The organism is Hoeflea sp. 108, from assembly GCF_000372965.1.
Taxonomy (GTDB): Bacteria; Pseudomonadota; Alphaproteobacteria; order Rhizobiales; family Rhizobiaceae; genus Aminobacter.
Genome location: NZ_KB890024.1, coordinates 4954628 through 4979587, shown reverse-complemented (window position 1 = coordinate 4979587; position 24960 = coordinate 4954628). Strand labels below are relative to the sequence as shown.

Below are 24960 nucleotides of genomic sequence, written 5' to 3'. Positions count from 1 at the left end.
CTCAGATAGGAAGAAGCCGACGCCACGTCAACTGCCGCGCCGGCTTGGCCCTCAGGCCGCCTGATCCCATGCGGGCGCCAGGCCCGCCGGGCTGACGATGCGGCCGCTTGCAGTGGCAAGCGCATGGATCGCCTTCATCTGGATCGGCGACAGCTCGAAATCGAAGATGGCGAAGTTCTCCGGCAGCCGCTTCAGCGTCGAGGTCTTCGACAGCGTGATGACGCCGTCCTGCTGCACCAGCCAACGCAGCACCACCTGCGCCGGCGTCTTGTTGTGGCGGGCACCGATATCCTTGAGCAGCGGATCGGAAAGAACCTTGCCGTCGGCCATGGCGTAGTAGGCCGTCACCGACATGCCGAGCCGTCGCGCCGTTTCCAGCACCTTGGCCTGGTCGAGATAGGGGTGGTACTCGACCTGGTTGGTGACGATGGGGGCGGCGCTCAGCTCCACGGCTTCAGCCATCAGCGCGGAATTGTAGTTGCTGACGCCGATGTGGCGCACCTTGCCGGCCTGCCGGACCTCGTTCAGCGCGCCGATCTGCTCGGCCAGCGGTACCACCTCGTTTGGCCAATGCAGCAGGAGAAGGTCGACATGGTCGGTTGCAAGCTTCTTCAGGCTTTCGTCGACCGACTTCAGGAAGTCGGCATGGCGAAACTTGTCGACCCACACCTTGGTGGTCAGGAAGATGTCGCCGCGCGCCGTGCCCGACTTCCGGATCGCCTGGCCGACCTCGGCCTCGTTGCCGTAGATCTGGGCGGTGTCGATGTGGCGGAAGCCGAGCCTGATGGCTTCAGGCACGACCTCGAGCACTTCCTTGCCGGGCATGCGGAAGGTTCCGAAGCCGAGAGCGGGGATCGTCGCGCCATTGGCGGTCACGAATTTCATGGTGTTCTCCTTGGTTGGGAGGAGGGGCCTGGGAAGGTAGGCCCCTCCTAAGTTAGGTCCGGCTTCCGGGCGATCAACCGCCTAGGCCGGCTGGCACAACGGTTCTTGATGCCGGTTCTTGGCGCCGGTCGAGCAAGCCGCTCCAGACGGTCAGCACCAGCGCCGCCGCTACCAGTACGGCGCCGACCCAGGGCGTGGCGCCGAGGCCGAGCGGCGAGGCCACCACCAGGCCGCCGATCCAGGCGCCGAGTGCGATGCCGAGATTGAAGGCAGCGATGTTGAGGGCCGAGGCGACGTCGACGGCGGCGGGGCGATGCTCCTTGGCAAGCTGCACGACATAAATCTGCAGGCCCGGCACGTTGGCGAAGGACAGGAATCCGAGACCGACGAGTGTGACGATGGTCCAGATTGGCGAGACTGCGGTGAAGGTGAAGGCGACAAGCACCGCCGCCTGCAGCGCAAACAGCACCGTCAGCGCCTTCACCGGGTTGCGGTCGGCGATGCGGCCGCCGGCGATGTTGCCGGCCGCTATCGCCAGGCCATAGAGGACAAGCAACAGACTGACACTCGAGGCCGAAAAGCGGGTGATGGTCTCGAGGATCGAGGCGAGGTAGGTGAAGGCGACGAAAGTGCCGCCATAGCCCAACGCCGTCATGGCGAAGACCAGAAGCAGCCGGCCCGAGCCGAGCACCCTGACCTGGTCGAGCAGGCCCGATGGGGCAGCCTTCTTCAGCGTCGAGGGCAGGAGAGCTGCGATGGCGATAAAGGCGATGACGCCAAGGGCAGATACGCCCCAGAAGGTGGCGCGCCAGCCGAAAGTCTGGCCGATGAAGGTGCCGAGCGGGACTCCGGTCACGATCGCCACCGTCAGGCCCATGAACATCATGGCAATCGCCGAGGCGCGGCGGTTTTCCGGCACGAGGTCAGCGGCGATGGTGGCGCCGACCGAGAAGAACACGCCATGGGCGAAGGCCGAAAGCACGCGCGCCGCCAGCAACGTCCCGTAGCTCGGGCTGAGTGCGGCGGCAGCATTGCCGATGACGAACAGCGCCATCAGGCCGAGCAGCAGCGGCTTGCGCTCGATCCTGCCGGTCAGCGCTGTCAGGATGGGCGCGCCGAAGGTGACGCCCAGCGCATAGACGCTGACGATCAGGCCGGCGAGCGGCAAGGTGATGCCGAGGTCTTGAGCCACCGTCGGCAGAAGCCCGACGATGACGAATTCGGTGGTTCCGATCGCGTAGGCCGCAATCGTGAGCGCCAGGATGGCAAGAGGCATTGGAGCACCGTTTCCGCCCCTTTTGCGAGCGGCCAGACTAAGGCGGCGCGTGGCCGCCGGGTTGACGATGGCGGCAATATGGTGCCCGCCCACTTGCGCAATAATCCGGTATGATGGACGAATACCTGTGAAACAAATTCACAAGAGGCTGTCATGGACAATCGCGCCGGCGAGATGGAAGTGTTCGTGCGGGCCGTCGGGCTCGGCAGCTTTTCGGCCGCCGGCCGGCAGCTCGGTCTGTCGCCTTCGGCAGTCAGCAAGCTCATCACCCGCATCGAGGACAGGCTGGGCGCGCGGCTCTTGGTGCGCTCGACGCGGGCCTTGCAGCTGACGCCCGAGGGCGAAGTCTATCTCGAACGCGCCGGCCGCATCCTCGGCGAGATCGAGGAAGCGGAACGGGTGGTGACGTCAGGTGGCTCGGCTGTGCCGCGCGGCCCCCTCCGGGTCAGCGCCTCGGTTGCCTTCGGTGCCAGCCACATCGTGCCGCACATGGCCGAGTTCCTGGCGCTCTATCCCGGCATCGAGCTCGACCTGTCGCTGACCGACAGCGTCATCGACCTCTACCAGGAGCGGGCCGATGTCGCGATCCGCTCGGGCAAGCTGCGCGATTCCTCGCTGGTGGCACGCAAGATCCTTGAAATCCGCCGTGTCGTCGTCGCCTCGCCCGCCTATCTCGAACGCCATGGCACACCGCAGGTGCCGGCCGATCTCGCCGCGCATAACTGCCTGCGCTTCAACTTCCTCGCCAATCGCGACGAGTGGATTTTCCGCGACCCCGAAACCGGTGAGAATTTCGCCCAGCGCATCGGCGGCAACATGCTTGGCAACAATGGCCCGACCCTGCGCCGGCTCTGCCTCGACGGCCTCGGCCTCATCCGTTCCGGCCGCTTCCAGGTCGAGCGCGATATAACGGAGGGAAGGCTTGTGCCGGTGCTGGAGCGCTTCAATCCTCGGGACATCGAGACCATCCACGCCGTCTTCGCCGGCCATGGCCATCTCGCCGCGCGCATCCGCGCCTTCATCGATTTCCTGGCCGACAAGGCGCGGTCCTGAGGCGGGCTCAGGCTATGCCGTATTGCATCGCTGTGGCGATGCACTATCTTTGGGGAAGGGCCAAAGAGGCCCTGTCCAACGGGATTTCTTGCCGTGCGCGGGATGAAGGAAACAATGGCGGTGGTGGTTGCGGCCGGGCTGATGCTCGCGGCGGCCCCTGCGCATGCGATCGACATCCTGACGCCGCCCAATCAGGTGCTGACGCCGGCGGCCCGCATTGAGGCCCTGCGCAACGGCCAGCTCGACGACCTGCAGATCCTGCAAAACAGGCAGGACAGGCTCAACTTCCAGCTCCAGCAGCAGCAGTTCCGAGACCAGGACCGCCAGGCGATCCAGCAGCAGACGCCGCTGCGCCTCAAGGTGCCGAGGCTGCGCCAACCCTGCCAGCCGCAGGTGTTCGGCAACGCCTATGCCGGCCAGCCGGCCTGTCCCTGATCCGCCGGCGCATCGGCCCTGCCACCACTATTTGCGGATTCGACAAGCCAGAGCGTCCATTCGAACGCACGGCGCATTATCCGGCTGAAACCCCTTCCGCTAGCAAATTGTCCAGTCTGTCATAGCCGGCCGCCACGCCATCGGCCATGCCGACCTGGATTGCGCCGTCGCGGGCCTTTTCCGAACTGTAGAGAATGGTCGTCATCGAGGTGGTGCGGCCGTCCTTTTCGGTCAGCATCAGCGTCACATGCGCCTCGCCCTCGGTCCAGTCCATGTCGAAGATCTCGGTACTGGCGAGCTTCTCGGGCCTGACGATTTCACGATAGGTGCCGGTCATGCCCATGTCGCCGCGGTCGACATGTTGCCAGACGAAACGATATTGGCCGCCGACGCGCAGGTCGACGTTGCAGACCTTGAAGCTCCAGCCGTCAGGCCCGGTCAGCCAGCGCTTCAAAAGCGCCGGGATCGTCCAGCAGTCGAAAACCAGGTCGCGCGGCGCGTCGAAGACGCGCGTCATGGCGATCTCGCGCGGGCTCGGCGTCGTCACTTCCAGTTTGTGCGTCATGATCCTCTCCTCGTGTCGGTTTCGGGTCAGGCTTTGCCCTTATTAGCCTGCAGTTCGGCCAGCAGGCCGTCGAGCCGCCTGTAGTTGCCTTCCCAGACCTTGCGGTACTCCTCCAGCCAACCCACGGCCTCGGCCATCGCCTCGCCCTCGATGCGGCAGGGTCGGCGCTGGGCGTCACGGCCGCGCGAGATCAGACCGGCGCGCTCCAGCATCTTGAGGTGCTTGGAGATTGCCGGCTGGCTCATGGCGAAGGGCTCGGCCAGCTCCATCACAGAGGCTTCGCCCTGGATCAGCCGTGCGAGGATCGCCCGCCGGGTCGGATCGGCAAGGGCGGTGAAGGTGGCGTCGAGGCGTTCGGAAGGCGTCATTGCATAACCCGTATATTTGATAACCTTATGGTTATTTATGGGCGCACGTTTGTCAAGTCTGCTTCCGATGTCTCGTCGCAGCAGCTTCTGTCGCGGATATGCCTTGCGCGTTCTACGCGGCCTTGCGCTTCGACTTTGTCCTGAGGTTCTGGTTCATGCGGAACAGGTTGTCGGGGTCGTATTTGCGCTTCACCTCCATCAGCCGCGCATAGTTGCCGCCATAGGCCGCCTCCACGCGGTCGGCCTCGTCGGCGGGCATGAAGTTGATGTAGGCAGTACCCACCGCCAGCGGCCGCGTCGCGTCATAGATGCCGCGGGCCCAGCCGATGCAGGCGTCGTCCATCGAGGCTTCGCGCCAGCGCGCATGCACGTTCATGACGAAATGCGAGCTGCGCTGCGGGAAAGCCGTGGCATCGGTGGCTACCCGTTCGGCCGCGCCGCCGACATGGCCGACGAAGATCTCGCATTCGGGCCCAGGCAACGTCCTGATCGCGCCGTCGAGAATGTCGATCGTCTTGTCGGCCAGTTCGATGAAGTCGTGGCTCTTCCAGTAGTTGCGCGCGCCGGGCTGGAGCAGCGGGTCGAATGCCGTCTGCCAGCCGGTGAACGGGTTCGGCCCGACCACGTCGACGATCGGCTTGCCGATGGCCCGCAGGGCCGCCGTCGCCTTTTCGCCCGCAGCCATGTCGCCGCTCCAGCACATTGCCAGCACCAGCACCTCCTTCCAGTGCCACTGCGCGGGCAGGAACGGCAAGGGCGGGGCTTGGCGCATGACGGCCCAGCAGGTCAGTTCGTCGGGCGCGTCTTCGAGGGCCGCACGATAGGCCTTCAGCACGTCCTTGGCGTCGTCGAATGGATGCACCACCAGGCCGGCGAAAACCTGCGGACCAAGCTTATGCAGCTTGAACTCGAAGGCGGTGACCACGCCGAAATTGCCGCCGCCGCCGCGCAGCGCCCAGAACAGGTCGGGATGCTCGGCGGTGCTTGCCCGCACCAGTTCGCCATCCGCCGTCACAACGTCGGCCGACAGCAGATTATCGATGGTCAGGCCGAGCTTGCGGGTGGTCCAGCCGAAGCCACCGCCGAGCGTCAGCCCGGCGACACCGGTCGTCGAGTTGATGCCTGTCGGCACCGCCATCCCGAATGCCTGCGTCTCCTTGTCGAGGTCGGCGAGGGTTGCACCCGGCTCGACCCAGACGCGCCGGGCCACGCGGTCGACACGCACCGACTCCATGGTGCTCAAGTCGATCATCAGGCCGCCGTCGCATACGGCACTTCCGGCGATATTGTGCCCGCCGCCGCGCACGGCCGTCAGCAGGTGGTTTTCGCGTGCGAAGTTGACAGCGGCGATGACGTCGGCAGCACCTGCACAGCGCACGATGAGACCGGGCCGGCGGTCGATCATCGCATTCCAGACGCTGCGTGCCTCGTCATAGCCGGCGTCACCGGCATTGAGCAGCTGGCCGCGCAGGCTCGCGGCAAATGCATCGAGGACAGGCGCGCTCACCGTCGCCAGCCCTCCGTCAAGGGTCGTGAGGTTCAGGTCGTTCATGGAGCTTTCCTCCGATCAGAGAAAAGGCCTCCTCGTCCGCCGAAGCCGGCAATTCTGCACCTTTGATCGGGCGGTAGCAAGGCGGGCGGAGGCTTGTTGCAGAATGTGATGGGGCGCTGCCGGATACCTCGGATCGGCTGCGCGACTTGCCGTAGCTCACCCCTGCCGCCATAGTGTCTTGGAAATTCGGTTAGTTGCTTCGAAGCGCGGCGGACAATCGGAAGCCAGGCATTGGCGGAGGCCAGACATTGGCAGGTTTCAGGGCCGGTAGCATCCATCCAGGCCCACCTCAAAGCTGTTCGAACATCGAGGTGTCTGGCGAAGGCCGATGGCGACTCGCCAGCTGGGCCGGACTATCGGCTCTGGCCCTTGCGGGCGTGTTTGCCTCCGACCGGGTCCTTGCCGCCGATGACCGCATGCTTCTCTACGACCAGGACGGGCTGGCCATACGGATGCATCTTCAGGCCGGCCTGAACGCGGTGGCCGAGCACAATGTGTTCTGGAACTATGCCGACACATTCGCGCCGTCGTCCGGGTTCAATTCCAACGCCAGTTGGCTCGAGGGCTACATCCTGCCCGGCCTCAGTTTCACCCAGGATGTTGGCGGACCCGTTGCCTACGGCAAGGTCTCGGCCGTCGCCTCCGGCACGCTCGGCATCGATGCCTACGCAACCGGCAACACCGGCCGCATCACGCTGGAAGAAGGCTATCTCGGCCTACGCAGCGGCGACAAGAGCGACCCGTTCTTCGATGTCTCGGTCGGTCCGCGCACCTTCAAGGCGGGCACCGGCATGCTGCTCGCCAATGGCGGGTCGAGCGGCTTCGATCGCGGCGCGCTCAAGCTCGGTCCGCGCAAGGCCTGGGAAATGGCGTCGATCGGCCGTTTTGGCTTCGACAATTTCACCGGCACGGCCTTTTATCTCGATGCCAACGAACAGACCGAAAGCGACACCCACACCAGGATCGTGGGCGGCGACTTCCGCTACGACGGCGAGGATGACACGTTTGCCGGCATGACCTTCGGTCATGTGCTGCGCTCCGACCAGCCTTACCCGCAGGCGGCGCCTGGCGGCATCGGGGCGCCGACGCTGGTCGAGAACGGCCGCGAAGGGCTGAACTTCGTCAATCTGTACGGCCGCGCCATTCCGTTCGGCGGCAGCTTCGAAAACGTCTTCGTCGCCGGCGACTTCGCCTATCAGTGGAACGAGCGCATCGACATGCGGGCCTGGGGCGGCCGCGTCCAGGTCGGCTACACCTTTGCCGAATATTCGTGGTCGCCGACCATTGCCTATTCCTACCAGACATTCTCCGGCGACGATCCGTCGACATCGCGGCTGGAGCGCTTCGACCCGCTCTATTACGAGGGCAGCCCGAGTTCGTGGTCGACAGGCTCGAAGTCGTCGATGGTGTTCATCAATTCCAACGTCAACGCCCATCAGCTCAGTCTGCGCGTTCAGCCGACCGAGCGCGACACGCTGACATTCCGCTACGCCTATATCAGCGCCAACGAACTGCGCAGCCCGATCCAGTTCGGCCAGGGCACGCATCTCGAGGTCATCAACGGCGTGCCCAATCCGGTCGCGGGCGTATCGGCCAAGCACCTCTCGGACGACTTTTTCATCGAATACAACCGCGTGCTGAACCCCAACACATATCTGACCGCCGGGTTCAGTGTCTCAATCCCCGGTCCCGGAGCCGACTCCGTCGTCAGTTTCGATGCGCCCGTCTGGACAGGAGGCTTCGTCAATGTCGTCGTCAATTTCTGAGGCCGCAACGGGTGCAAGACGGTGCAAGTTCGCGGGCAATGCATTCCTCGCGGCAACGATCGCCGTGGCAATGCCATCGATCTCTTGGGCACAGGAGCCAAAAGTGCTGTCAGCCGCGGACTCCGATCCCGTCAAGCTGGGCTGGATGGTCGGTTCGCCACCGCCGGCCGACAAGATCATCCGCTTCACTGATCCTGACTACTTTGCCTTCCCCAGGATGCGCTGGTCGGTCTGCAATTTTCGCCAGCTGATGCCGACGGTCAATGTCAGCCGCGGCCTTGGCGCGCCGGTGCCGCTTGCGCGCGACATTGACGCCACCATCGACGCGGTCAAATTCACCCCGCTGGGCGGCGGTACGGAGATGACCTGGGCGCAGTCGCTCGATGCCAACTACACCGACGGCATCGTTGTCCTGCATGAGGGCAAGATCGTCTATGAGCGCTATTTCGGTTGCCTCGACGAGGCTGGCCAGCATGGCGCCATGTCGGTCACCAAGTCGCTGACCGGCCTGATGGGCGAGATGCTGGTGGCCGAGGGCAAGCTCGACGAGAATGCCAAGGTGGCTTCGGTCGTGCCCGAGCTCGCCAAGAGCGCCTTCGGCGATGCTACCGTCAAGCAGGTTCTCGAGATGACCACCGGCCTGCGCTACAGCGAGGACTATGCCGACCCGGATGCCGACGTCTGGGTCTATTCGGCTGCCGGCAGCCCGCTGCCCAAGCCGGAGGGTTACACCGGCCCGCGCAGCTACTTCGAATATCTGCAGACGGTGCGCAAGGAAGGCGAACATGGCGCGGCCTTCGGCTACAAGACCATCAACACCGACGCGCTTGGCTGGATCGTCGCGCGTGTCGCCGGCCAATCCGTTGCCCAGTTCATGTCCGAGCGCATCTGGAGCAAGATGGGCGCCGAGCAGGACGCCTACTACACCGTCGATTCCACCGGCACGCCCTTTGCCGGCGGCGGCTTCAACGCCGGCCTGCGCGACATGGCGCGGCTGGGCCAGGTCCTGCTCGACGACGGCGTCGTCAACGGTGAGCGCCTGGTGCCGGAGGCGGCGATCGCCCGCATCCGCGCCGGCGGCGACAAGGCGGCGTTCGAGAAGGCCGGCTACCAGCTGCTCAAGGGCTGGAGCTATCGCGGTATGTGGTGGATCACCAACAACGATCATGGTGCCTATATGGCGCGTGGCGTGCACGGCCAGGCGCTCTACATCGACCCGAAGGCGCGGGTCGTCATTGCCCGCTTCGCCTCGCACCCCACAGCCGGCAACGCCGCCAACGACCCGATCTCGCTGCCGGCCTACGAAGCAGTGGCCAAGCATCTGATGAAGTGAACGGGAAGTCGGGGCGACGGCTGTTTGTGGGTACGGGATGAGGCTGGGCGGGCTCGCTACACCACTGCGCGGCGGTAGAGATGCCAGGTCGCGTGGCCGAGCACCGGCAACACGACCAAAAGTCCGAGGAAGAAGGGCACGCAGGCGGCCAGCACCGCGAGCGTCACCACCAGTCCCCAACCGAGCATGACCAGCGGGCTCGCCAGCACTGTTCGTACCGAGGTGATCATGGCGGTGACGAAGTCGACCTCGCGGTCGAGCAGCATCGGGATGGAGATCACGGTGATGGAGAACAACACAAGCGCCAGTGCCGCGCCCTCGATGTGGCCGATGCCGAGGAAGACCCAGCCCTCGTTGGTGGTCAGGATCAGATGGGCGAACTTGTCGAGCGTGGCATAGGAACTGCGCCCGAGGATCAGCGCCATCAACAGCCTGATCTGGTACATCCAGATCCAGAACACGAACAGCATGACGAAGGCCATCCACGACACCTCGCGGCGGCGCTGGGCCCAGATCACCTTGAAGACCTCACCGAGTGTCGGTGCCTGCCCGGCCTCCAGCCTGCGGCTCACCTCGTAGAGGCCGACGGCGGCGAAGGGGCCGACCAGAGGGAAGCCGATGGCGAAGGGATAGATCAGCCAGGGTTCGTGCAGCACCACGAGCGAGGTGGTGATCGCCATGCCGATGACGACGAAGACCAGCGCGATAACGAGCCCGACACCGGGGCAGCGGGCAAAGTCGGCGGCACCTTCCGCCAGGCTCTGCTTGACGTCGGCCACCGTGAGCGCCCGCACCTCGGGCAGCGCGCCCGGCCGCTTGCCGCTGGCCTTGTTGCTTATGTCCGCCATCGCTTCCTCCCTCGCACGGCGCCGCATTCTATCGCGCCCAGCGCCTTTTGGGCGGACAAAGACGCGGACTGTATCGTTCGTCGCCAAAGCTGCACGGCAGGGAGCGGGGCGCATTGATCGAGATCAACGGACATTGCCGCAGCCGAGGCATCTTGCGGCAGGGCGAAACCGCCCGGCATCGCACAAATGCGGCAAAACAAGTTGTTGGAGCGAATGCGAGGTTCATGCGCTCCAAAGGGCAAACGCCGGACAAGAAAAAAGCGGGCAATGCCCGCTTCCCTCTGGCTCCTGAGACTTTGCATGCAGCCGGTACATCCGTGGTCGGCATGCCATCAATCAGGGCAAATGCAGCGGCCCGCGGCAAAACCCAGACATCGTATCTCGACGTGCGTTTCGCTCCCGGCAGGCTCGCCGATGGACGCTATGTGGGAAGTGCGTTTCGCGATTTCAAGGGCTTATGTCCTTGCCCGATAACGCTGGCGATATTGCGCAGGCGTAATGCCGGTGTGGCGGCGGAACAGCTGGCGGAAAAAGGCCGGGTCCTCGTAGCCTACGGCGACGGCGATTTCCTCGGTTGCTTCGGCGCTCGTCTCCAGCATCTGCTTGGCTTCCTCGATGCGCAGGCTCTGCACATAGTCGACCGGCGTGTAGCCGGTCGCGGCCTTGAAACGGCGCTTGAAGGTACGCTCCGGCAGGCCGCTTTCGGCGACCATGCGCGTCACCGGATTGGCCGAGGCATAGTTGTCAGCGATCCAGACCTGGCAGTTGCCGATGGTGGCGTCCTTGTGGCGGCGCGGCTTGGCCATCGAGGCGAAGGGCAACTGGCCGGCGCTGCGGTCGCCCAGCAAAAACACCTTGGCGATGCGCGCCGCCTCCTCCTTGCCGCAGTGGCGGCCGATCAGGTGCAGCGCCAGATCCTCCCAGGACGAGGCGCCGCCTGTGGTGATCAGTCGGCCGTCTTCTGTCGTGTCGCAGACGATGCGCTCCGGCCTGAAACGCACCAGGGGGTAGCGGTCGCGAAAGATGTCGGCAGCGATCCAGTGCGAGGCCGCGTCCTTGCCGTCGAGCAGGCCGGCCTCGGCGAGAAAGATCGAGCCGGTGCACACCGAGCAGACGGTGGCGCCCGCGGCCAGCCTGTCGCGCACCCAGGCAAGCTCTTCGGTCCAGCGCGCTGGGGCACGGTCGTCGAGCGGCAACGCCAGATCGGTGACGATGACGACGTCGCAATCGGCAGCCTCGGCCAGCGACGCCTCTGGCGATATCGGCGTGCCGATGGCGCAGGTGAAGGTCTCTTTCCGGCGTGCTACGATCGACGGCACGATGCGCCGCGCCCTGGTTTCCTGTCCGGTCAGCCGGTCCCAGATCGAGCCGGCCGCCGACAGCACCTCATAGAGTCCGTAGACGGCTGCGGGCGTCGTTTCGGGCAGTGCAAGCAGGCCGATGCGCAGCGGCTTGGCATTCAGGCTCATGCGCCATGAATGGCACGAATGCCTCGTTTTTGTCCAGATCGTCTCTCACGGCCCAGGTGGGTGTGCCGTAGCTTCCGCTCAGACCTCGGGAGGTCGAAGGAAACCAAGATGGGCAAATACGCAATCAGCCGCCGCCGCTTCCTGCTCGGTGCAGCAGTGTTCGCAGCGGCCAGCGCAACGATAAGGAACAAGACGATGGCCGGCACGCACACCACGACAAGGACAGTTCACGCCAATGGCGTCGAGATCGCCACCGAAGCCTTCGGCCATCCGTCCGCCCCGCCGGTGCTGCTGATCATGGGCGCCATGGCATCGATGCTGTGGTGGCCGGACGAATTCTGCCGCAAGCTCGTCGCACAGGGACACTATGTCATCCGCTATGACAACCGCGACACCGGCCTGTCGACCAAATATGTGCCGGGCAACCCGCCCTACAGGTTGGACGACATGGCCAGGGATGCGGCAGCCGTGCTCGACGCCCATGGCATTGCGTCGGCCCATGTCGTGGCCATGTCGCTCGGAGGCATGATTGCCCAGATCCTGGCGCTGACCGAGCCGCGGCGCGTCACCTCGCTCACCCTGATCTCGACCACGCCCATCGGGCTCGACCTCGACCTGCCGCCGCCCGACAAGGCCTATATGGAACATGCCGCGGCGGGCGAGAGCATCGACTGGTCGGACCGCACCCAGGCCATCGACTTTGTTGCCGGCGACGTCCGCATGATTGCCGGCACCGCCCATCCTCACGATGCCCCGGCGATGCGCGCCTTCATATCGAGGGACTACGATCGCTCGAGCGGATATCTGTCGGCGACCAATCATTTCATGCTGCGGGGAGGCGACGCCATCAAGGGCAGGCTGCCGACGCTCGAAGCGCCGCTTCTCGTCATCCACGGCACCGCCGATCCCATTTTCCCGGTCGAGCATGGCCGGGCATTGGCCAAAGCGGTGCCTGGTTCGACCTATCACGAACTCGCCGGCGGCGGCCACGAACTGCACGAGGCCGAATGGGACAGGATCATCGGCTTGGTGGCTGAACAGACCAGATAGAGCGCTGTCCGTCCGAACGGACGCACAGCGCTCTAAGTGTTTGAATCTGCGCATCGTGCCTTCCGAAAATCGATTCCGATTTTCTGGCCGATGCGCTAGAGCCTGCCGCGCTGCCGTGCCCGATCCCGTCGGGCGCGGCCCTTATCTTACGTCGTTGGTGCAGAGATGGCGCCTGACGACCCGGTACTCGTGCCAGATAAGCCACATCACGATCACGTCGAAGACCGTCAGAACGATCAGCCCGACCCCATGCGTGTAGGAAAAGCGGTAGAGCTGGTAGACGATGAACAGTCCGAGCACGACCAGCGACGCTGGATAGGCCCACATCCTGCCCTTCAGCAGGCCCGCCACCAGCAACAATTTCACGATGCCATGGCTCAGCAGATAAAAGGCATAAAAATGCCTTGTCTCTACGGAGAAGCTTTGCGCCCAGGACAAAAGGTGGGTGGCAAGAAAATCATGCGGGTCTTCGACCAGCTCTTCCTGCGTAAGCGTGTTGACGATGTGCTGGATCGTGTCGTTGCCGATCAGGGCGAGGGCAATGCCTCCAGCGCATTCGACCAGGGCATGCGCGCCCTTGAGCAGGACGCTTATCCTGAACACCTGGTGGATCTGCCGTTCTTCCACGCACGTCATCCCATGCAACGCCCGACGCGGAGTAGATAGCATCCATGGATCAGGAAATCACACGCTGGCTCAACGCACCGGCAGGCAACATCCCGGCGCTCGACATGGCAATGCTCTCGATAACGCGTTTCGGCGTGCCGCTGCTGATACTGCTCGTCATCCTGCAATGGTGGAGCAGGCAGGACCGTCTCCGGGTCAGGCATGTTTGCGTCGCGGCCGGGCTCTCATTCCTCATCGGCCTCGGCATCAACCAGATCATCTTGCTCTTCGTGCATCGGCTGCGGCCCTATGATGGCGGGGTCAGCCATCTCATTGTCGAGCGCAGCGCCGACTGGGCGTTCCCGTCGGACCATTCCACGGCAGCTTTTGCCATTGCCGCGGCCTTTCTGCTGCATGGCCTTGGCCGGCACGGCGCGGCCTTCCTGGCGATCGCGGTGCTGGTCGGCCTGTCGCGCGTCTATGTCGGCACCCATTATGTCGGCGATGTCGTCGGCGGTGCGCTGACCGGGCTCGTCGCGGCGCTTCTGGTGCGGGCGCTCTACTGGGAGGGCACTCGCGCCGACAGACTGATCACAGGCATTCTTTAGCCGGATTCATCAGCTCGTTTCCTCAAGAAACGTCTGAAAAAGGGCGACGCCTTGGCAGGCGCCGCCCTTTTCATGCGTGTCAGGCTTGCCGGATCAGGCGATGTCGAAGCGATCCGCGTTCATCACCTTGTTCCATGCCTTGACGAAGTCCCTGGCGAACTTCGCGCCGGCGTCGGACGAACCATAGACCTCGGCCAGCGCGCGCAGCTGCGAGTGCGAGCCGAACAGCAGGTCGACACGGGTCGCGGTCCACTTGACCTCGCCGCTCTTGCGGTCGCGGCCTTCGAACACGTCCTTGGCCTCTGATGTCGCCTTCCACTCCGTGCCCATGTCGAGCAGGTTGACGAAGAAGTCGTTGGAGAGCGTGCCGGGACGGGCGGTGAAGACGCCATGGGCGGAATCGCCCGCATTGGCGCCGAGCACGCGCAGACCACCCACCAGCACCGTCAGCTCAGGTGCGGTCAGCGTCAGCAACTGGGCCCGGTCGACGAGGTTCTCCTCGGCGCTCAGGCGCTGCCTGCCGCTCGAATAGTTGCGGAAGCCATCGGCGGACGGCTCGAGCGGGGCGAAGGAGTCGACATCGGTCTGGTCCTGCGAGGCGTCCATGCGGCCCGGCGCAAACGGCACCTTCACGTCATGGCCGGCATCCTTGGCGGCCTTCTCGACCGCTGCAGCGCCGCCGAGCACGATCAGGTCGGCCAGCGACACCTTCTTGGTGCCCGACTGTGCGTTGAACTCCGACTGGATCGCCTCGAGCTTCTCCAGCACCGAAGCCAGCTGCGCCGGCTGGTTGACGGCCCAATCCTTCTGCGGGGCAAGGCGGATGCGCGCCCCATTGGCGCCGCCGCGCATGTCCGAACCGCGGAAGGTCGAGGCCGAAGCCCAGGCGGTCGACGCCAGCTGCGACACCGTCAGGCCCGAGCCGAGGATCTTGGCCTTGAGGGCCGTAATGTCGGCGTCATTGACCAGCTCATGGTTGATGGCCGGGATCGGGTCCTGCCAGATCAGCTCTTCCTTCGGCACCAGCGGGCCGCGATAGCGGGCGAGCGGCCCCATGTCGCGGTGGGTCAGCTTGAACCAGGCACGGGCGAAGGCGTCGGCGAACTGGTCCGGATTCTCGAAGAAGCGGCGCGAGACCTTCTCGTAGGCCGGATCGAAGCGCAGCGCCAGGTCGGTCGTCAGCATCGCCGGGGCGTGGCGCTTGGACGCGTCATGCGCATCCGGCACGGTGCCGGCGCCCATATTGTGCTTCGGCGTCCACTGCTGCGCGCCGGCCGGGCTCTTGGTCAGCTCCCAGTCGTAGCCGAACAGGTTCCAGAAGAAGTTGTTGCTCCACTTGGTCGGCGTCGTCGTCCAGGTCACCTCAAGACCCGAACCGATGGTGTCACCGCCCTTGCCGGTGCCGAAGCTGTTGTGCCAGCCCAGGCCCTGCTGCTCGATGTCGGCGGCTTCAGGCTCGGCGCCGACATTGGCTGCGTCGCCTGCGCCATGGGTCTTGCCGAAGGTGTGGCCGCCGGCGATCAGCGCCACGGTTTCCTCGTCGTTCATCGCCATGCGGGCGAAGGTCTCGCGGATGTCGCGGGCGGCTGCCAGCGGGTCCGGATTGCCGTTCGGGCCCTCGGGGTTGACGTAGATCAGACCCATCTGCACCGCTGCCAGCGGTCCTTCGAGCTCGCGGTCGCCGCTGTAGCGCTCGTCGGCCAGCCACTTGCCTTCCTTACCCCAGTAGATGTCCTGTTCGGGCTCCCAGACGTCGGCACGGCCGCCGGCAAAGCCGAAGGTCTTGAAGCCCATCGTCTCCAGCGCGACGTTGCCTGTCAGGATCATCAGGTCGGCCCAGGAGATCTGGCGGCCGTATTTCTGCTTGATCGGCCACAGCAGGCGGCGGGCTTTGTCGAGGTTGACGTTGTCAGGCCAGCTGTTGAGCGGGGCAAAACGCTGCTGGCCAGCACCCGCGCCACCGCGACCGTCGCCGATGCGGTAGGTGCCGGCGCTGTGCCAGGCCATGCGGATGAAGAGCGGGCCATAATGGCCGAAATCGGCCGGCCACCAATCCTGCGAATCCGTCATCAGCGCCTTGAGGTCGGCGATCACGGCGTCGAGGTCGAGATTATCGAATTCCTTGGCGTAGTCGAAGGCCTCGCCCATCGGATCGGACAGGCTGGAATGCTGGTGCAGGACGCTCAGGTCCAGCTGGTTCGGCCACCAGTCACGATTGCCGGTACCGGTGGGCTTGTGTGCGACAGGGCATTTGCCCGCGCTCGTCTCAGTCTTGGTATCCATCTTGGTCTCCGGTCGTGGCTGCGTTGGTTGATCTGCCGGACAATGTCCGAGGCGGCCGGTCATGGCCGCACGTGGCTACGTCGAACGTCTCTGCGCGTGGCAGGTCTTCGTGGAATGCAAAACAGCACGGTCTTACCTGATGCCCTGATGACACCGGCAAACCGCGCACCGCCATCGGTCGCGATATCCAGGGATCGTGACACGGCTCCTCCTTGCCTTCCACACCAAATCTGTACCAAAGCCCTTTCATTATCTAAAGTTGGATTTCCTGATTGCAGCGATAAGGCAAGGTTATGATCAATCTGACGCTCAAGCAGCTTCGCTATTTCGAGGCGCTGGCCCGCCACAGCCATTTCGGCCGCGCGGCGGATGCCTGTGCAATCTCCCAGCCGGCGATGTCGGTGCAGATCAAGGATCTCGAGGAGAATCTAGGGTCCGAGCTGTTCGAGAGAAGCGCCCGGCAGGTCAGGCTGACCGGTTTCGGCGAGGAATTCGCCGCCCGCGTCCGCGACATCCTGCGCTCGGTCGACGAGCTCGAGGACCTGGCGCGCGCCTCCCGCGAGCGGCTGGTGGGGCGGCTGCGCATCGGCGTCATTCCGACTGTCGCGCCTTATCTTCTGCCCACCATCATCGGTAATCTCACCCGCCTGCATGACGGGCTCGACATCCATGTGCGCGAGACACAGACGCAGAAGCTCATTCACGAGCTGTCGGAAGGCCGGCTCGACACGGCCATCGTCGCCTTGCCTGTCTCCGAGCCGTCGCTGACCGAGGTCGCGCTGTTCGAGGAGAATTTCGTGCTCGTCCGACCCGGCGAGGACGCCGGCAAGCCGGTACCCAACCGCGAGATGCTGCGCGAAATGCGCCTGCTGCTGCTCGAGGAGGGCCATTGCTTCCGCGAGCAGGCGCTGTCCTTCTGCAACATGCAGTCGACCCGCCCGCGCGAACTTTTGGACGGCAGCTCGCTGTCGACGCTGGTGCAGATGGTCGGCGCCGGCATCGGCGTGACGCTGATCCCCGAAATGGCGGTCCCGGTTGAAACGATGTCGGCCTCGGTCTCCATCGCCCGCTTCAGGAGCCCGCAGCCGTCGCGCACCATCGGCATGATCTGGCGCAAGGCGAGCCCGCTCGCCGACCAGCTCATGCAGATCTCGGAAGTGGTGCGCCAGTCGGCCGAAGGCCTGCGCGGGCAGGGCGCCGTATCAAGCCAGGCCTGAGCCCCGCGCCGGCTTTTTGCCGTCGTGGCCACCGGCGCGTCCAGCGCCACTTCGGCAAGATTGCGACGCGGCTTTCCGCCAAGCTTGCGCCAGAACAGGATGGTCCGGCGTTTTCGCGATGCGAGGACAGGCGGAAATGCTCTACTGTCGCCACCAGGCGAGGCGGGCGCCATTCGTGGCTGGGGCCGAGCATCCGCTCTGCTCGGTGAACAATACAAGCGGCGTGGCGGACGCCGCAGCAAGCGAGGAGGACATGATGGACAAGGCAAAGACGGGCGCGAGCGGCGCTGAAGCCTCGAAGCAGATCGACGCCAGGATCGCCGAGCTCTCGGACTGGCGCGGCGCCATGCTCGCGCGCCTGCGCAAGCTCATCCACGAGGCCGACCCCGAGGTGGTCGAGGAGGTCAAATGGGGCGGCACGCCGGTCTGGTCGCATGCCGGCATCATCACCACTGGAGAAACTTACAAGGCGGTGGTCAAGCTGACCTTCGCCAAGGGCGCACAGGTCGACGACCCCAAGAGCCTGTTCAACTCCAGCCTCGAAGGCAACGTCCGCCGCGCCATCGATTTTCGCGAGGGCGAGGCGGTCGACGAGGAGGCACTGAGGGCGCTGATCCGCGCTGCCGTGGCGGTCAATGTGGCAAGCCAGGCAGCCAAGAAGCGGAAGAGCTAGCGCTGTGAAGCGTGCCTAGGCCGCACGGGCGCGGAAAATGATCGCCCCGAACATCAGCACGCCGGCGAACACGACCAGGGAGGAGATGGCAACCACCGGCTCCAGCGACGGGGTGCCCGTCAGCAGAAGGTAGAGCGCCGGCGTCATCACGATCACTCCGCCAGTGTAGACATAATACTGCACCTTCGCCAGCCGGCTCCCCGCGCCATGCGGGTTCAGGGCATGAAACGTGCCGAAAATCGCCATCGTCACCCAACCGAGCAAGTTGATATGTGCATGTGCGCCGGTTGCCGAATAGTCATGCGCAATCGACATCTTCAGCCCGACCAGAATGCCGGCCACGAGGAAACAAATGGCGGTCAGGAAATACATCTTGGCAATATTCGGCATTCTTCCCCCCATCGTCATTTTCAGTTCCGGACGGCCGGCCCCTCAGGGCTTACGCCGCCTGCCATCGGAGCCCTTCCAACCGCCGAGCATGTCGAGTGCCTCCAGGCCGTCGGAGCTCTGCTCGTTGTGCTCATATGAGCCCGCCAAGGCGACCCACGCCCTGCTCAATGCACGGGTCAGGGACAAGGATTGCGGGCGGGCGGGCTGCTCCACCGCGGCCTGACCAATCTGCTGCATCTGAACTGCTTCGTTCGGCATGTTCGTGCCCTCCCAGGCGCTCGCTCCACCATTCCCCAGTGCCATCGCCCGCCGGCCGCCGCCCACGGCGGGCGGGCCTCTGTCCAAGACCCCGAGACATTTCTGGGTGATGTCGGCTAGCCTGTCACTGCCCGGAACAAGCGTGGCGTGCGCATTGGGACGTTCGGTCATCAAGTAGGGACGCCAGGTCAAGGCGGCTGATCTTCGCCTCATGTAGAACCATTGTCGTTCTCACATGAAGTTCCGGAGTTCGTTTTGAAAAAATCTGCCAGAATTACGATCGTTTATTCCATGATGATCTTGGGCCTGTCCTCGGCGCAGGCTGCCGACGTGATCAGCGAGCAGACTCCGTCGCCAGTCGCGGAGCGCTTTGCCTATGACTGGAGCGGCCTCCACGTAGGTGTCCACGGCGGCATCGGCGGCGGCACGTTCGACAATTCGTACATCATCGAAACTGAGGTTGGCCCGATTGGCTATTACGTCAGCGACCGGGCATTTGGTGGTTTCGGTGGCTTCCAGGTCGGCTACAACAGGCAATTCGCTTCGAATTGGGTCGCGGGCGTCGAGGCGGATTTGTCCCTGTCCGAGATCAAGGCCGAGCATAGCGAGTCGACCGAAGGCTTCAGCTCCCGATATACGGTCCAGGTCGATTGGTTCGGCACCGTGCGCGGCCGTCTCGGCTACGCCGAAGAGAATGTTCTGTTCTACGGCACGGGCGGCGCAGCCTATGGCAAGATTTCTTATTCAGACAGCGATAGCGACGGGTTCAGCGAGGCGCTTTCCGACACCAATTTGGGCTGGACCGCCGGCGCGGGCGTCGAATATGGCATCACCGATAATGTCACGCTGAAGACCGAATATCTCTACGTCGATCTCGGCAGCCTGAAGGGGACGAATCTTATCTTCACCGGAGACCGGATCGAGATGGATACCGCCTTCCATACGCTGAAGACCGGCTTGAACTACAAGTTCTGAGCTCGGGCGCATGATGAAAAGAGGCGGCCTACAGGCCGCCTTTTGTCTGCCGCGAGCCTTCTTGCCTGTCTCAGGCGCGCGCGGCCGCGAGCCAGGCTTCGACGATGGCGCCGCCATTGCCGTCGCCGCGCCTCAGCAAGGTGTCGTAGGTCGCCATGCGCAGCGAATCCCTTGATAGCGTGCGGACAGAGCTGGGACTGATCTGGTACCGCTTGTGAAAGGCCCGGCTGAAATGTGCCTCGCTGCGAAAGCCGTGATTGCGGGCGATGGCTGATATCTTGTGATCCGGGGTCGAGCGCAGAATGCTCTGCAGGCTTGCCCTCAGCCGCTCGGCCAGCATCCAGCGCTGCACGCCGCCATGCGGCTCGAACAGGCGGAACAGCTTCGACCGCGAGACCCCCAGCGCCGCCACCAGCTCATCCGGGCCGAAGTCGGGATCGGACAGGCCCTGTCGCGCCGCCGACGATGCGCGCTGGAACAGAAAACGCTTGTCGCGCCGTTCCCGCGTTGCGGGCGTTGCAAAGGCGGCCGCGGCAAAATTCAGGATGCCCTCGACGATCACCTGGCCCTGGTGAACGCTGAGGCCGTCGATGTGCTCGGCCAGTGCCCTGATCTGGCCGCCCAGCATGGCGCCGGTGGGGTCGTTCGCTGTCAGCACCAGACCGTGCGTGTTGCTCTGGAATTCGACCGGCACGCTTGCCTTGTCGAAGGTCAGCGCGATGGCTTCGAAGCCCGACGTCTGGCTCTCATAGGGCAAGGAGTAGTCGACGACGACGATGTCGCCGGGCTCATGTTCCTGGATCAGCCCGTCATAGTTGCTCGTCACCCGCCCTTCCAGGACCATGAACAGCACCATATGCGGGGTCGGCCGCTCGTCGATGACCTGCTGCGTCCGCGACATGGCCATCGCCGAACCGCCGTTCACATGCAGGAAAGCGCCCGGAAGCTGCCAGGCGCACCCGTGAAAATCAAAAAGCGCAGGATCCGCATCCTCCGGAATGGAGCAGTCGACAAGCAGGGAAATCGCATCTTTCCACGCGGCCAGACACTCCGCGCCGGGCGGAAACGGCCATTCCTGTCGTTGTGGTGTCGCCATGGTCGCCCCCGCTCCCAGAACCGCATGCTGTCGCTTGCACCGGCGCTGCGCCGGCCAAGTCATATGAGGTGATCTGCAACTGCCGCGCTAGTCAATGGCGGGGGACGCTCGGTCAAGCGGTTGAGACGCATGGTCAAGGCATCGGGCCATCTGTTTACCGGAACGCAGGTCCGCGCGCCCCTTCCACGCAGGAGATTGGCTTGAGGATCGCGGATCCGGGCAATTGGCGCGGCCCGCTTGCGCAAATTCATCCACGAGGCCGACCCAAGGAGGCCACGTAGGGCAGCATCTGGTCTGGTCTCCCACCGGCATCGTCACCATGGCCGAAGCCTGCAAGTCAATGGTCGAGCCGACCTTCGGCAAAGAGCTCAGGTGGAAGGTCCCGTTCAACTCCAGTTCGGACGAAAAACGTCTGCCGCGCCATCGCGGCATGCCCGACAGCTGTTGTCGCCGAGCCAATGCTTGAGCGTCGGGGCGCAGGCGGAGCGGCGGCTTCCGCGAGCCAGCTCGACCAACCTTCTAATTGCCGGAGGGCAGTCCGAGACGCCGCCATTGGTCGCGCGGGATCGTCCCGCCGACGCGGAAGGTCAGCGACCGGATCGTGGTGGCGTCGGCGTCGACCTCACAGCGATAGCTCAGCTCGTGCCATGCCGTCCGCGTGCGGAACGCGGCCTCCGGAACGTCGAGCACGTTGCCCCGCTTCAGCGGCACGAGCGGCACCAGGTCGGGGGAATAGGACGCCTGCAGCAGTTGCTGCTGCAGCGCGCTGGCGCACAGCCTCGCGGCCCGCTTGTCACGCGGCACGCCGGCCATCGCGGTCGTGCTCAAGGCGTCGCCGCCCTGCGACTGCGGCCTCCGGACTCCTGGCAATCCCGAAAAGGGCTGCGCTGCGGCAACATCCGCATTCCGCTGGCTTGGCGCCCTGCTTGCCCCTCCGGGCTTCGTGAACTCCGAACGGCTGGGCTTCGCCGCGGCCGCGGGCCTCGGCTCGGGCGCCTTGGCCAAAGCGGGCAGCGCCAACTCGCCATCGCTGCCTTCGGCCCCAAGGGCTGGCGGAGCCGCAGCTGTCTGCTGGTCAGCACCTTCGGCAAGGCCGACTTGCTTGTCCTCGGCCTGCTGACCTGCGTCCTGGGGCGCGGCCGCCTGGTTGGGCGTGTCCTGGGCCGTGGCGACCTCGTTCGGCACATCCTGGACCGGCTGGGTATCCTTCGCCGCCTCCGCCTGCTTTTCGGCGTCCGGCCGCGTCTCAGCAGGTGGCTTCGCGCCGTCATCCGTCGCCGGTGAAGGTGTCTGCACACCTCCTCCCTGCTCGGCCGACTTGCCGGAGCCGGCATCTTTCTCCCCGAACTGGAAAACCGGCTTCAATACCTCGATCTTCGCCGGCTGGGCCGGCTCGGTTTCCGCCACAGGCGGTTGCTTCGGCTCCTCGGGCTTCTTCTCCTCGGGAGGCTTCGGGGGTGGCGGTGGCGGGGCGGGTTCCGGCCTCGGCTGTTCCGGCGGCGGCGCCAGCGTGACGTTCACCGCTTCCTCCTCAGGCTGCTGCGCAGCCCTCGGCTGGCTGTAGGCCACCAGCACCGCAATCAGCAGCCCGTGCAGGATCAGCGATGCGGGCAATGCCCACAGCGAGTCCCGACGTCGGTTGCTTGTCTCGTCCGCCATGCCGACCGATGTGGAGTGAAATCTGGGCGGCATCAAGCGCTATCGGGCAAAAATAGGCGCCAGGGTGTTGGACGGTGCTGCGAGGGAGCAAAGGACCGACTACGGAATGGCGGTCTTGGATGGCGTGGGCAGGGTTGCGGCCGCCCGCAAAAAAGTCGGCGCGCCGCCGGCAATTGCCAGCGGGCCTACGCCCGATGGGTGCACCCTCTGAACCTGGCAGCTAAGTTCCCGATCGCGTGGTGGCCCGCCTTTTTCGGCGGCCTTACGCTTGTCTTTCGGTGCCTGTCGCTGGTTGGCCGATTCTGGCGGGTCGCGGCCTGCCGCCTGTCCGACCGAGGAACTCGATGCATCGCGGAAGGACAACTCGCGCCGTGCGTTTCCGACATCCTGAAAAGCCGGCTTAGAATCGGCTCATCTCCCTCGCCGGAGCCTGGTACGCACCGGGTGTACGGAGCCGATTTCGGCTGACACGATGCATGACCTCAGGGGAACACCGCTTTCGCGTCCGGACGGGATGCGCGGCGCTCCAGAGCGCCTGAGCGCCAGCGCCGGCGAAAAATTGCAAGCCAGCTGTTGGGAGCCGTTGCCGCCATTCGTCCTGCGGAGGCAAGCGAAGGATTGCGTTTCATGGCATATCCAGGTGACGGTGGCGCCGTGCAATCGGCAGGAGGGTTCCGATGTTCCCCATCATGACTGCTTTTGCAAATTCGCCCGACGAAGGCGCGGGACAGGCGCGCGACATGCGCGTCCGCTGGGCGTTCGAGGAGGTCGGCCAGCCCTATGACGTCAGGCTGGTCTCGTTCCCGCAGATGAAGCAGTCGGCGCATCTGAGGCTCAACCCCTTCGGCCAGATCCCGACCCTCGAAGATGGCGGCCTCGTCCTGTTCGAGTCGGGTGCCATCGTGCTTGAGATCGCCGAGCGGCATGCCGGCCTTCTGCCCGGCGATGTCAACGGCCGGGCGCGGGCCGTCATGTGGATGTTTGCGGCGCTGAACACGGTCGAGCCGCCGATCGTCGAATACGACCAGGCCGACCTTGTCGAGCGCGACAAGCCCTGGTTCGGCCAGCGCCTGCCGATGCTGCAGGACCGCATCCGTGTCCGCCTCGGCCAGCTGTCCGCGGCCCTTGGCGAGGCCGACTGGCTCGACGGCGCGTTCAGTGCCGGCGACCTGATGATGGTGATGGTGCTGCGGCGTCTCTACGGCTCGGGCCTGCTGGAGGAATTTCCTGGTGTTGCTGCCTATGTCGCCCGCGGCGAGGCGCGGCCCGCTTTCCAGCGCGCCTTCGCCGCCCAGCTCGCGGTTTTCACCGCGGCGTTGTCAGGCTGATTGTTCGGTGGGGACAGCGTTTCCGTCCCTACCGCTAAAAAGCTAGATCACGTTCAGTTCGCGGAATGGGCGGCCCTCAGCGATGCGCTGGTAGCCGAAGGCCGAGCAGTCGATCGAACGGTAGCCGCCATGGACGATGAGCTCGGCCAGCGCCTTGCCGACCGCCGGCGCCTGTTGCAGGCCGTGGCCGGAAAAACCGTTGGCGAAGATGAAGTTGTCGACCTCGGGATGCGGGCCGATGACGGCGTTCTGGTCGAGCGCGTTGTAGTCGTAGTGGCCGACCCAGGCGCGCGTCGCCTTGATCGCCTCGAAGGCCGGCACGCGGGTGGCGAGCGCGGGCCAGATCACTTCCTCGAACAGCGACCAGTCGGGGTTGAAATCCTGTGGGTCCGCCGCCTGCTCGCCGTCCTCGCTCTCGGCGCCGCCGGTGATGTACATCGAGCCCTCGGGGCGAACATAGACGCCGCTGGGATCGACCATCAGCGGCATGTCGTCGAAGCGGTCGCGCGCCTCGAACACGAAGACGTTGCGCTTGCGCGGCTCGACCGGCAGCACCAGGCCGGCCATGGCCGAAACCTTGCCGGCGTTGGGACCGGCGGCGTTGATGACCGTGCCGGCATCGATCTTTTCGCCAGTGGCGAGCGTGACCGCGGTCAGGCGGTTGCCCTGGCGCTCGATGGCTGCCACCTCGCCGGTGATCAAGTCGACGTTTTTGGTCTTCAGCGCCTTGCGGAACAGGCCGAGCATGGCATGCGCGTCAAACCAGCCTTCGCCCGTCCGGCCATAGGCGCCGGCGGTGATGCCTTCGGTCGAGATCCATTTGAAGCGCCTGGCAAGCTGGTCGGCGTCCTCAAGCACGATGTCGGCGCCCTCGGCCATCTGCGCGTCGTGGTTGGCCTTGAGGATCGGCAGGCCGTTCTCGCCGGCGAGGATCAGATAGCCGCCCTCGCGGAAGCCGATGTCGGCATCGGGGCCGAACTCCTCCTTCAGGCGCCGGAACAGACCGAGCGTGAACTGCGACAGGCGGATGTTCTCGGGAATGGAGAATTGCTGGCGGATAGAGGCGCAGGACAAAGTGGTCGCCGCGTTGGCGAATTGCGGGTCGCGCTCGATCAGCGCAATCGAGCCGGTGAAACCCTCGTCGCGCAGATAGTAGGCGATCGAGCTGCCGACGATCGCGCCGCCGATGATGACCACGTCGTAGCGTGCCATGAGATGATTCCGTCTGTTCGGATGGAAGAGAAAACCAGTTACGCCACTGCCCCGC

At 64.9% G+C, this 24960-nt stretch carries 24 protein-coding genes; 10 read left to right on the top strand and 14 right to left on the bottom strand.

The genetic code is table 11. The annotated features are described in order from the left end of the window. Nucleotides 1–51 precede the first annotated feature (51 nt). Entirely contained in the window at nucleotides 52–885 is an 834-nt protein-coding gene (locus tag B015_RS0124770) for an aldo/keto reductase (protein WP_018430450.1), read from the bottom strand. Nucleotides 886–958: 73 nt separating this feature from the next. Further along, on the bottom strand, nucleotides 959–2161 hold the full coding sequence (locus B015_RS0124765; RefSeq protein WP_018430449.1) for an MFS transporter: 1203 nt from the start codon (nucleotides 2159–2161) through the stop codon (nucleotides 959–961). A gap of 153 nt (nucleotides 2162–2314) precedes the next feature. On the opposite strand from B015_RS0124765, the gene B015_RS0124760 reads away from it, so the two are divergent. Further along, the gene (locus B015_RS0124760) at nucleotides 2315–3214 is read left to right on the top strand and encodes a LysR family transcriptional regulator (RefSeq protein ID WP_018430448.1); all 900 of its coding nucleotides are present in this window, start codon (nucleotides 2315–2317) and stop codon (nucleotides 3212–3214) included. A gap of 102 nt (nucleotides 3215–3316) precedes the next feature. Then, complete coding sequence (locus B015_RS31555; protein ID WP_018430447.1) at nucleotides 3317–3649, top strand: hypothetical protein; 333 nt, start codon at nucleotides 3317–3319, stop codon at nucleotides 3647–3649. Nucleotides 3650–3725: 76 nt separating this feature from the next. Here the strand turns inward: B015_RS31555 and B015_RS0124750 are convergent, their stop codons facing one another. The 3 genes from B015_RS0124750 to B015_RS0124740 all read right to left on the bottom strand — a co-directional run bounded on the left by B015_RS0124750 (nucleotide 3726) and on the right by B015_RS0124740 (nucleotide 6134). After that, nucleotides 3726–4214, bottom strand: coding sequence for an SRPBCC family protein (locus tag B015_RS0124750; protein ID WP_018430446.1), 489 nt, complete (start codon nucleotides 4212–4214; stop codon nucleotides 3726–3728). Between the two features lie 26 nt (nucleotides 4215–4240). Further along, the gene (locus B015_RS0124745; RefSeq protein WP_018430445.1) at nucleotides 4241–4582 is read right to left on the bottom strand and encodes a metalloregulator ArsR/SmtB family transcription factor; all 342 of its coding nucleotides are present in this window, start codon (nucleotides 4580–4582) and stop codon (nucleotides 4241–4243) included. A 112-nt stretch (nucleotides 4583–4694) separates the two neighbouring features. Further along, nucleotides 4695–6134: an FAD-binding oxidoreductase gene (locus B015_RS0124740; RefSeq protein ID WP_018430444.1), complete on the bottom strand. Its 1440-nt coding sequence runs from the start codon at nucleotides 6132–6134 to the stop codon at nucleotides 4695–4697. Nucleotides 6135–6550: 416 nt separating this feature from the next. Here B015_RS0124740 and B015_RS0124735 point away from each other — a divergent pair, with 416 nt between their 5' ends. Beyond that, on the top strand, nucleotides 6551–7900 hold the full coding sequence (locus tag B015_RS0124735; protein WP_026227692.1) for an alginate export family protein: 1350 nt from the start codon (nucleotides 6551–6553) through the stop codon (nucleotides 7898–7900). Nucleotides 7901–7970: 70 nt separating this feature from the next. Next, nucleotides 7971–9233, top strand: a complete 1263-nt coding sequence (locus B015_RS0124730; RefSeq protein ID WP_026227691.1) for a serine hydrolase — start codon at nucleotides 7971–7973, stop codon at nucleotides 9231–9233. Nucleotides 9234–9289: 56 nt separating this feature from the next. Here B015_RS0124730 and B015_RS0124725 read toward each other — a convergent pair whose 3' ends face one another. Together B015_RS0124725 and B015_RS0124720 are read right to left on the bottom strand one after the other, a co-directional pair. After that, nucleotides 9290–10081: a DUF2189 domain-containing protein gene (locus B015_RS0124725; RefSeq protein ID WP_018430441.1), complete on the bottom strand. Its 792-nt coding sequence runs from the start codon at nucleotides 10079–10081 to the stop codon at nucleotides 9290–9292. Nucleotides 10082–10536: 455 nt separating this feature from the next. Next, nucleotides 10537–11550, bottom strand: coding sequence for a helix-turn-helix domain-containing protein (locus tag B015_RS0124720; RefSeq protein WP_018430440.1), 1014 nt, complete (start codon nucleotides 11548–11550; stop codon nucleotides 10537–10539). A 195-nt stretch (nucleotides 11551–11745) separates the two neighbouring features. Here B015_RS0124720 and B015_RS0124715 point away from each other — a divergent pair, with 195 nt between their 5' ends. After that, nucleotides 11746–12600, top strand: coding sequence for an alpha/beta hydrolase (locus tag B015_RS0124715; RefSeq protein ID WP_040457121.1), 855 nt, complete (start codon nucleotides 11746–11748; stop codon nucleotides 12598–12600). A gap of 141 nt (nucleotides 12601–12741) precedes the next feature. Here B015_RS0124715 and B015_RS0124710 read toward each other — a convergent pair whose 3' ends face one another. Then, on the bottom strand, nucleotides 12742–13236 hold the full coding sequence (locus B015_RS0124710) for a DUF2127 domain-containing protein (RefSeq protein ID WP_018430438.1): 495 nt from the start codon (nucleotides 13234–13236) through the stop codon (nucleotides 12742–12744). 35 nt (nucleotides 13237–13271) lie between these two features. Here B015_RS0124710 and B015_RS0124705 point away from each other — a divergent pair, with 35 nt between their 5' ends. Further along, nucleotides 13272–13814, top strand: a complete 543-nt coding sequence (locus B015_RS0124705; protein WP_018430437.1) for a phosphatase PAP2 family protein — start codon at nucleotides 13272–13274, stop codon at nucleotides 13812–13814. 93 nt (nucleotides 13815–13907) lie between these two features. Here the strand turns inward: B015_RS0124705 and katG are convergent, their stop codons facing one another. Next, complete coding sequence (gene katG / locus B015_RS0124700) at nucleotides 13908–16097, bottom strand: catalase/peroxidase HPI (RefSeq protein WP_018430436.1); 2190 nt, start codon at nucleotides 16095–16097, stop codon at nucleotides 13908–13910. 293 nt (nucleotides 16098–16390) lie between these two features. Between katG and B015_RS0124695 the strand changes: the two genes are divergently transcribed. Then, the gene (locus tag B015_RS0124695; RefSeq protein ID WP_018430435.1) at nucleotides 16391–17314 is read left to right on the top strand and encodes a LysR substrate-binding domain-containing protein; all 924 of its coding nucleotides are present in this window, start codon (nucleotides 16391–16393) and stop codon (nucleotides 17312–17314) included. A gap of 256 nt (nucleotides 17315–17570) precedes the next feature. Beyond that, nucleotides 17571–17987, top strand: a complete 417-nt coding sequence (locus B015_RS0124690; protein WP_026227688.1) for a DUF1801 domain-containing protein — start codon at nucleotides 17571–17573, stop codon at nucleotides 17985–17987. A gap of 15 nt (nucleotides 17988–18002) precedes the next feature. Here B015_RS0124690 and B015_RS0124685 read toward each other — a convergent pair whose 3' ends face one another. Next, nucleotides 18003–18377, bottom strand: coding sequence for a hypothetical protein (locus B015_RS0124685; protein ID WP_018430433.1), 375 nt, complete (start codon nucleotides 18375–18377; stop codon nucleotides 18003–18005). Nucleotides 18378–18419: 42 nt separating this feature from the next. Next, nucleotides 18420–18635: a hypothetical protein gene (locus tag B015_RS33450; RefSeq protein ID WP_157632825.1), complete on the bottom strand. Its 216-nt coding sequence runs from the start codon at nucleotides 18633–18635 to the stop codon at nucleotides 18420–18422. A 255-nt stretch (nucleotides 18636–18890) separates the two neighbouring features. Between B015_RS33450 and B015_RS0124675 the strand changes: the two genes are divergently transcribed. Then, nucleotides 18891–19610, top strand: a complete 720-nt coding sequence (locus B015_RS0124675; protein ID WP_245262274.1) for an outer membrane protein — start codon at nucleotides 18891–18893, stop codon at nucleotides 19608–19610. A gap of 70 nt (nucleotides 19611–19680) precedes the next feature. Here B015_RS0124675 and B015_RS0124670 read toward each other — a convergent pair whose 3' ends face one another. Then, entirely contained in the window at nucleotides 19681–20706 is a 1026-nt protein-coding gene (locus B015_RS0124670) for an AraC family transcriptional regulator (protein WP_081623530.1), read from the bottom strand. 519 nt (nucleotides 20707–21225) lie between these two features. Beyond that, nucleotides 21226–22398: a DUF930 domain-containing protein gene (locus tag B015_RS0124660; RefSeq protein WP_245262270.1), complete on the bottom strand. Its 1173-nt coding sequence runs from the start codon at nucleotides 22396–22398 to the stop codon at nucleotides 21226–21228. A gap of 644 nt (nucleotides 22399–23042) precedes the next feature. On the opposite strand from B015_RS0124660, the gene B015_RS0124655 reads away from it, so the two are divergent. Beyond that, nucleotides 23043–23693 carry a glutathione S-transferase family protein gene (locus tag B015_RS0124655; protein ID WP_018430427.1) on the top strand — a complete coding sequence of 217 codons (651 nt, stop codon included), beginning with the start codon at nucleotides 23043–23045 and terminating at the stop codon, nucleotides 23691–23693. Between the two features lie 42 nt (nucleotides 23694–23735). On the opposite strand, the gene B015_RS0124650 is transcribed toward B015_RS0124655, so the two are convergent. Next, nucleotides 23736–24905, bottom strand: coding sequence for an FAD-binding oxidoreductase (locus B015_RS0124650; RefSeq protein WP_018430426.1), 1170 nt, complete (start codon nucleotides 24903–24905; stop codon nucleotides 23736–23738). Nucleotides 24906–24960 lie beyond the last annotated feature (55 nt).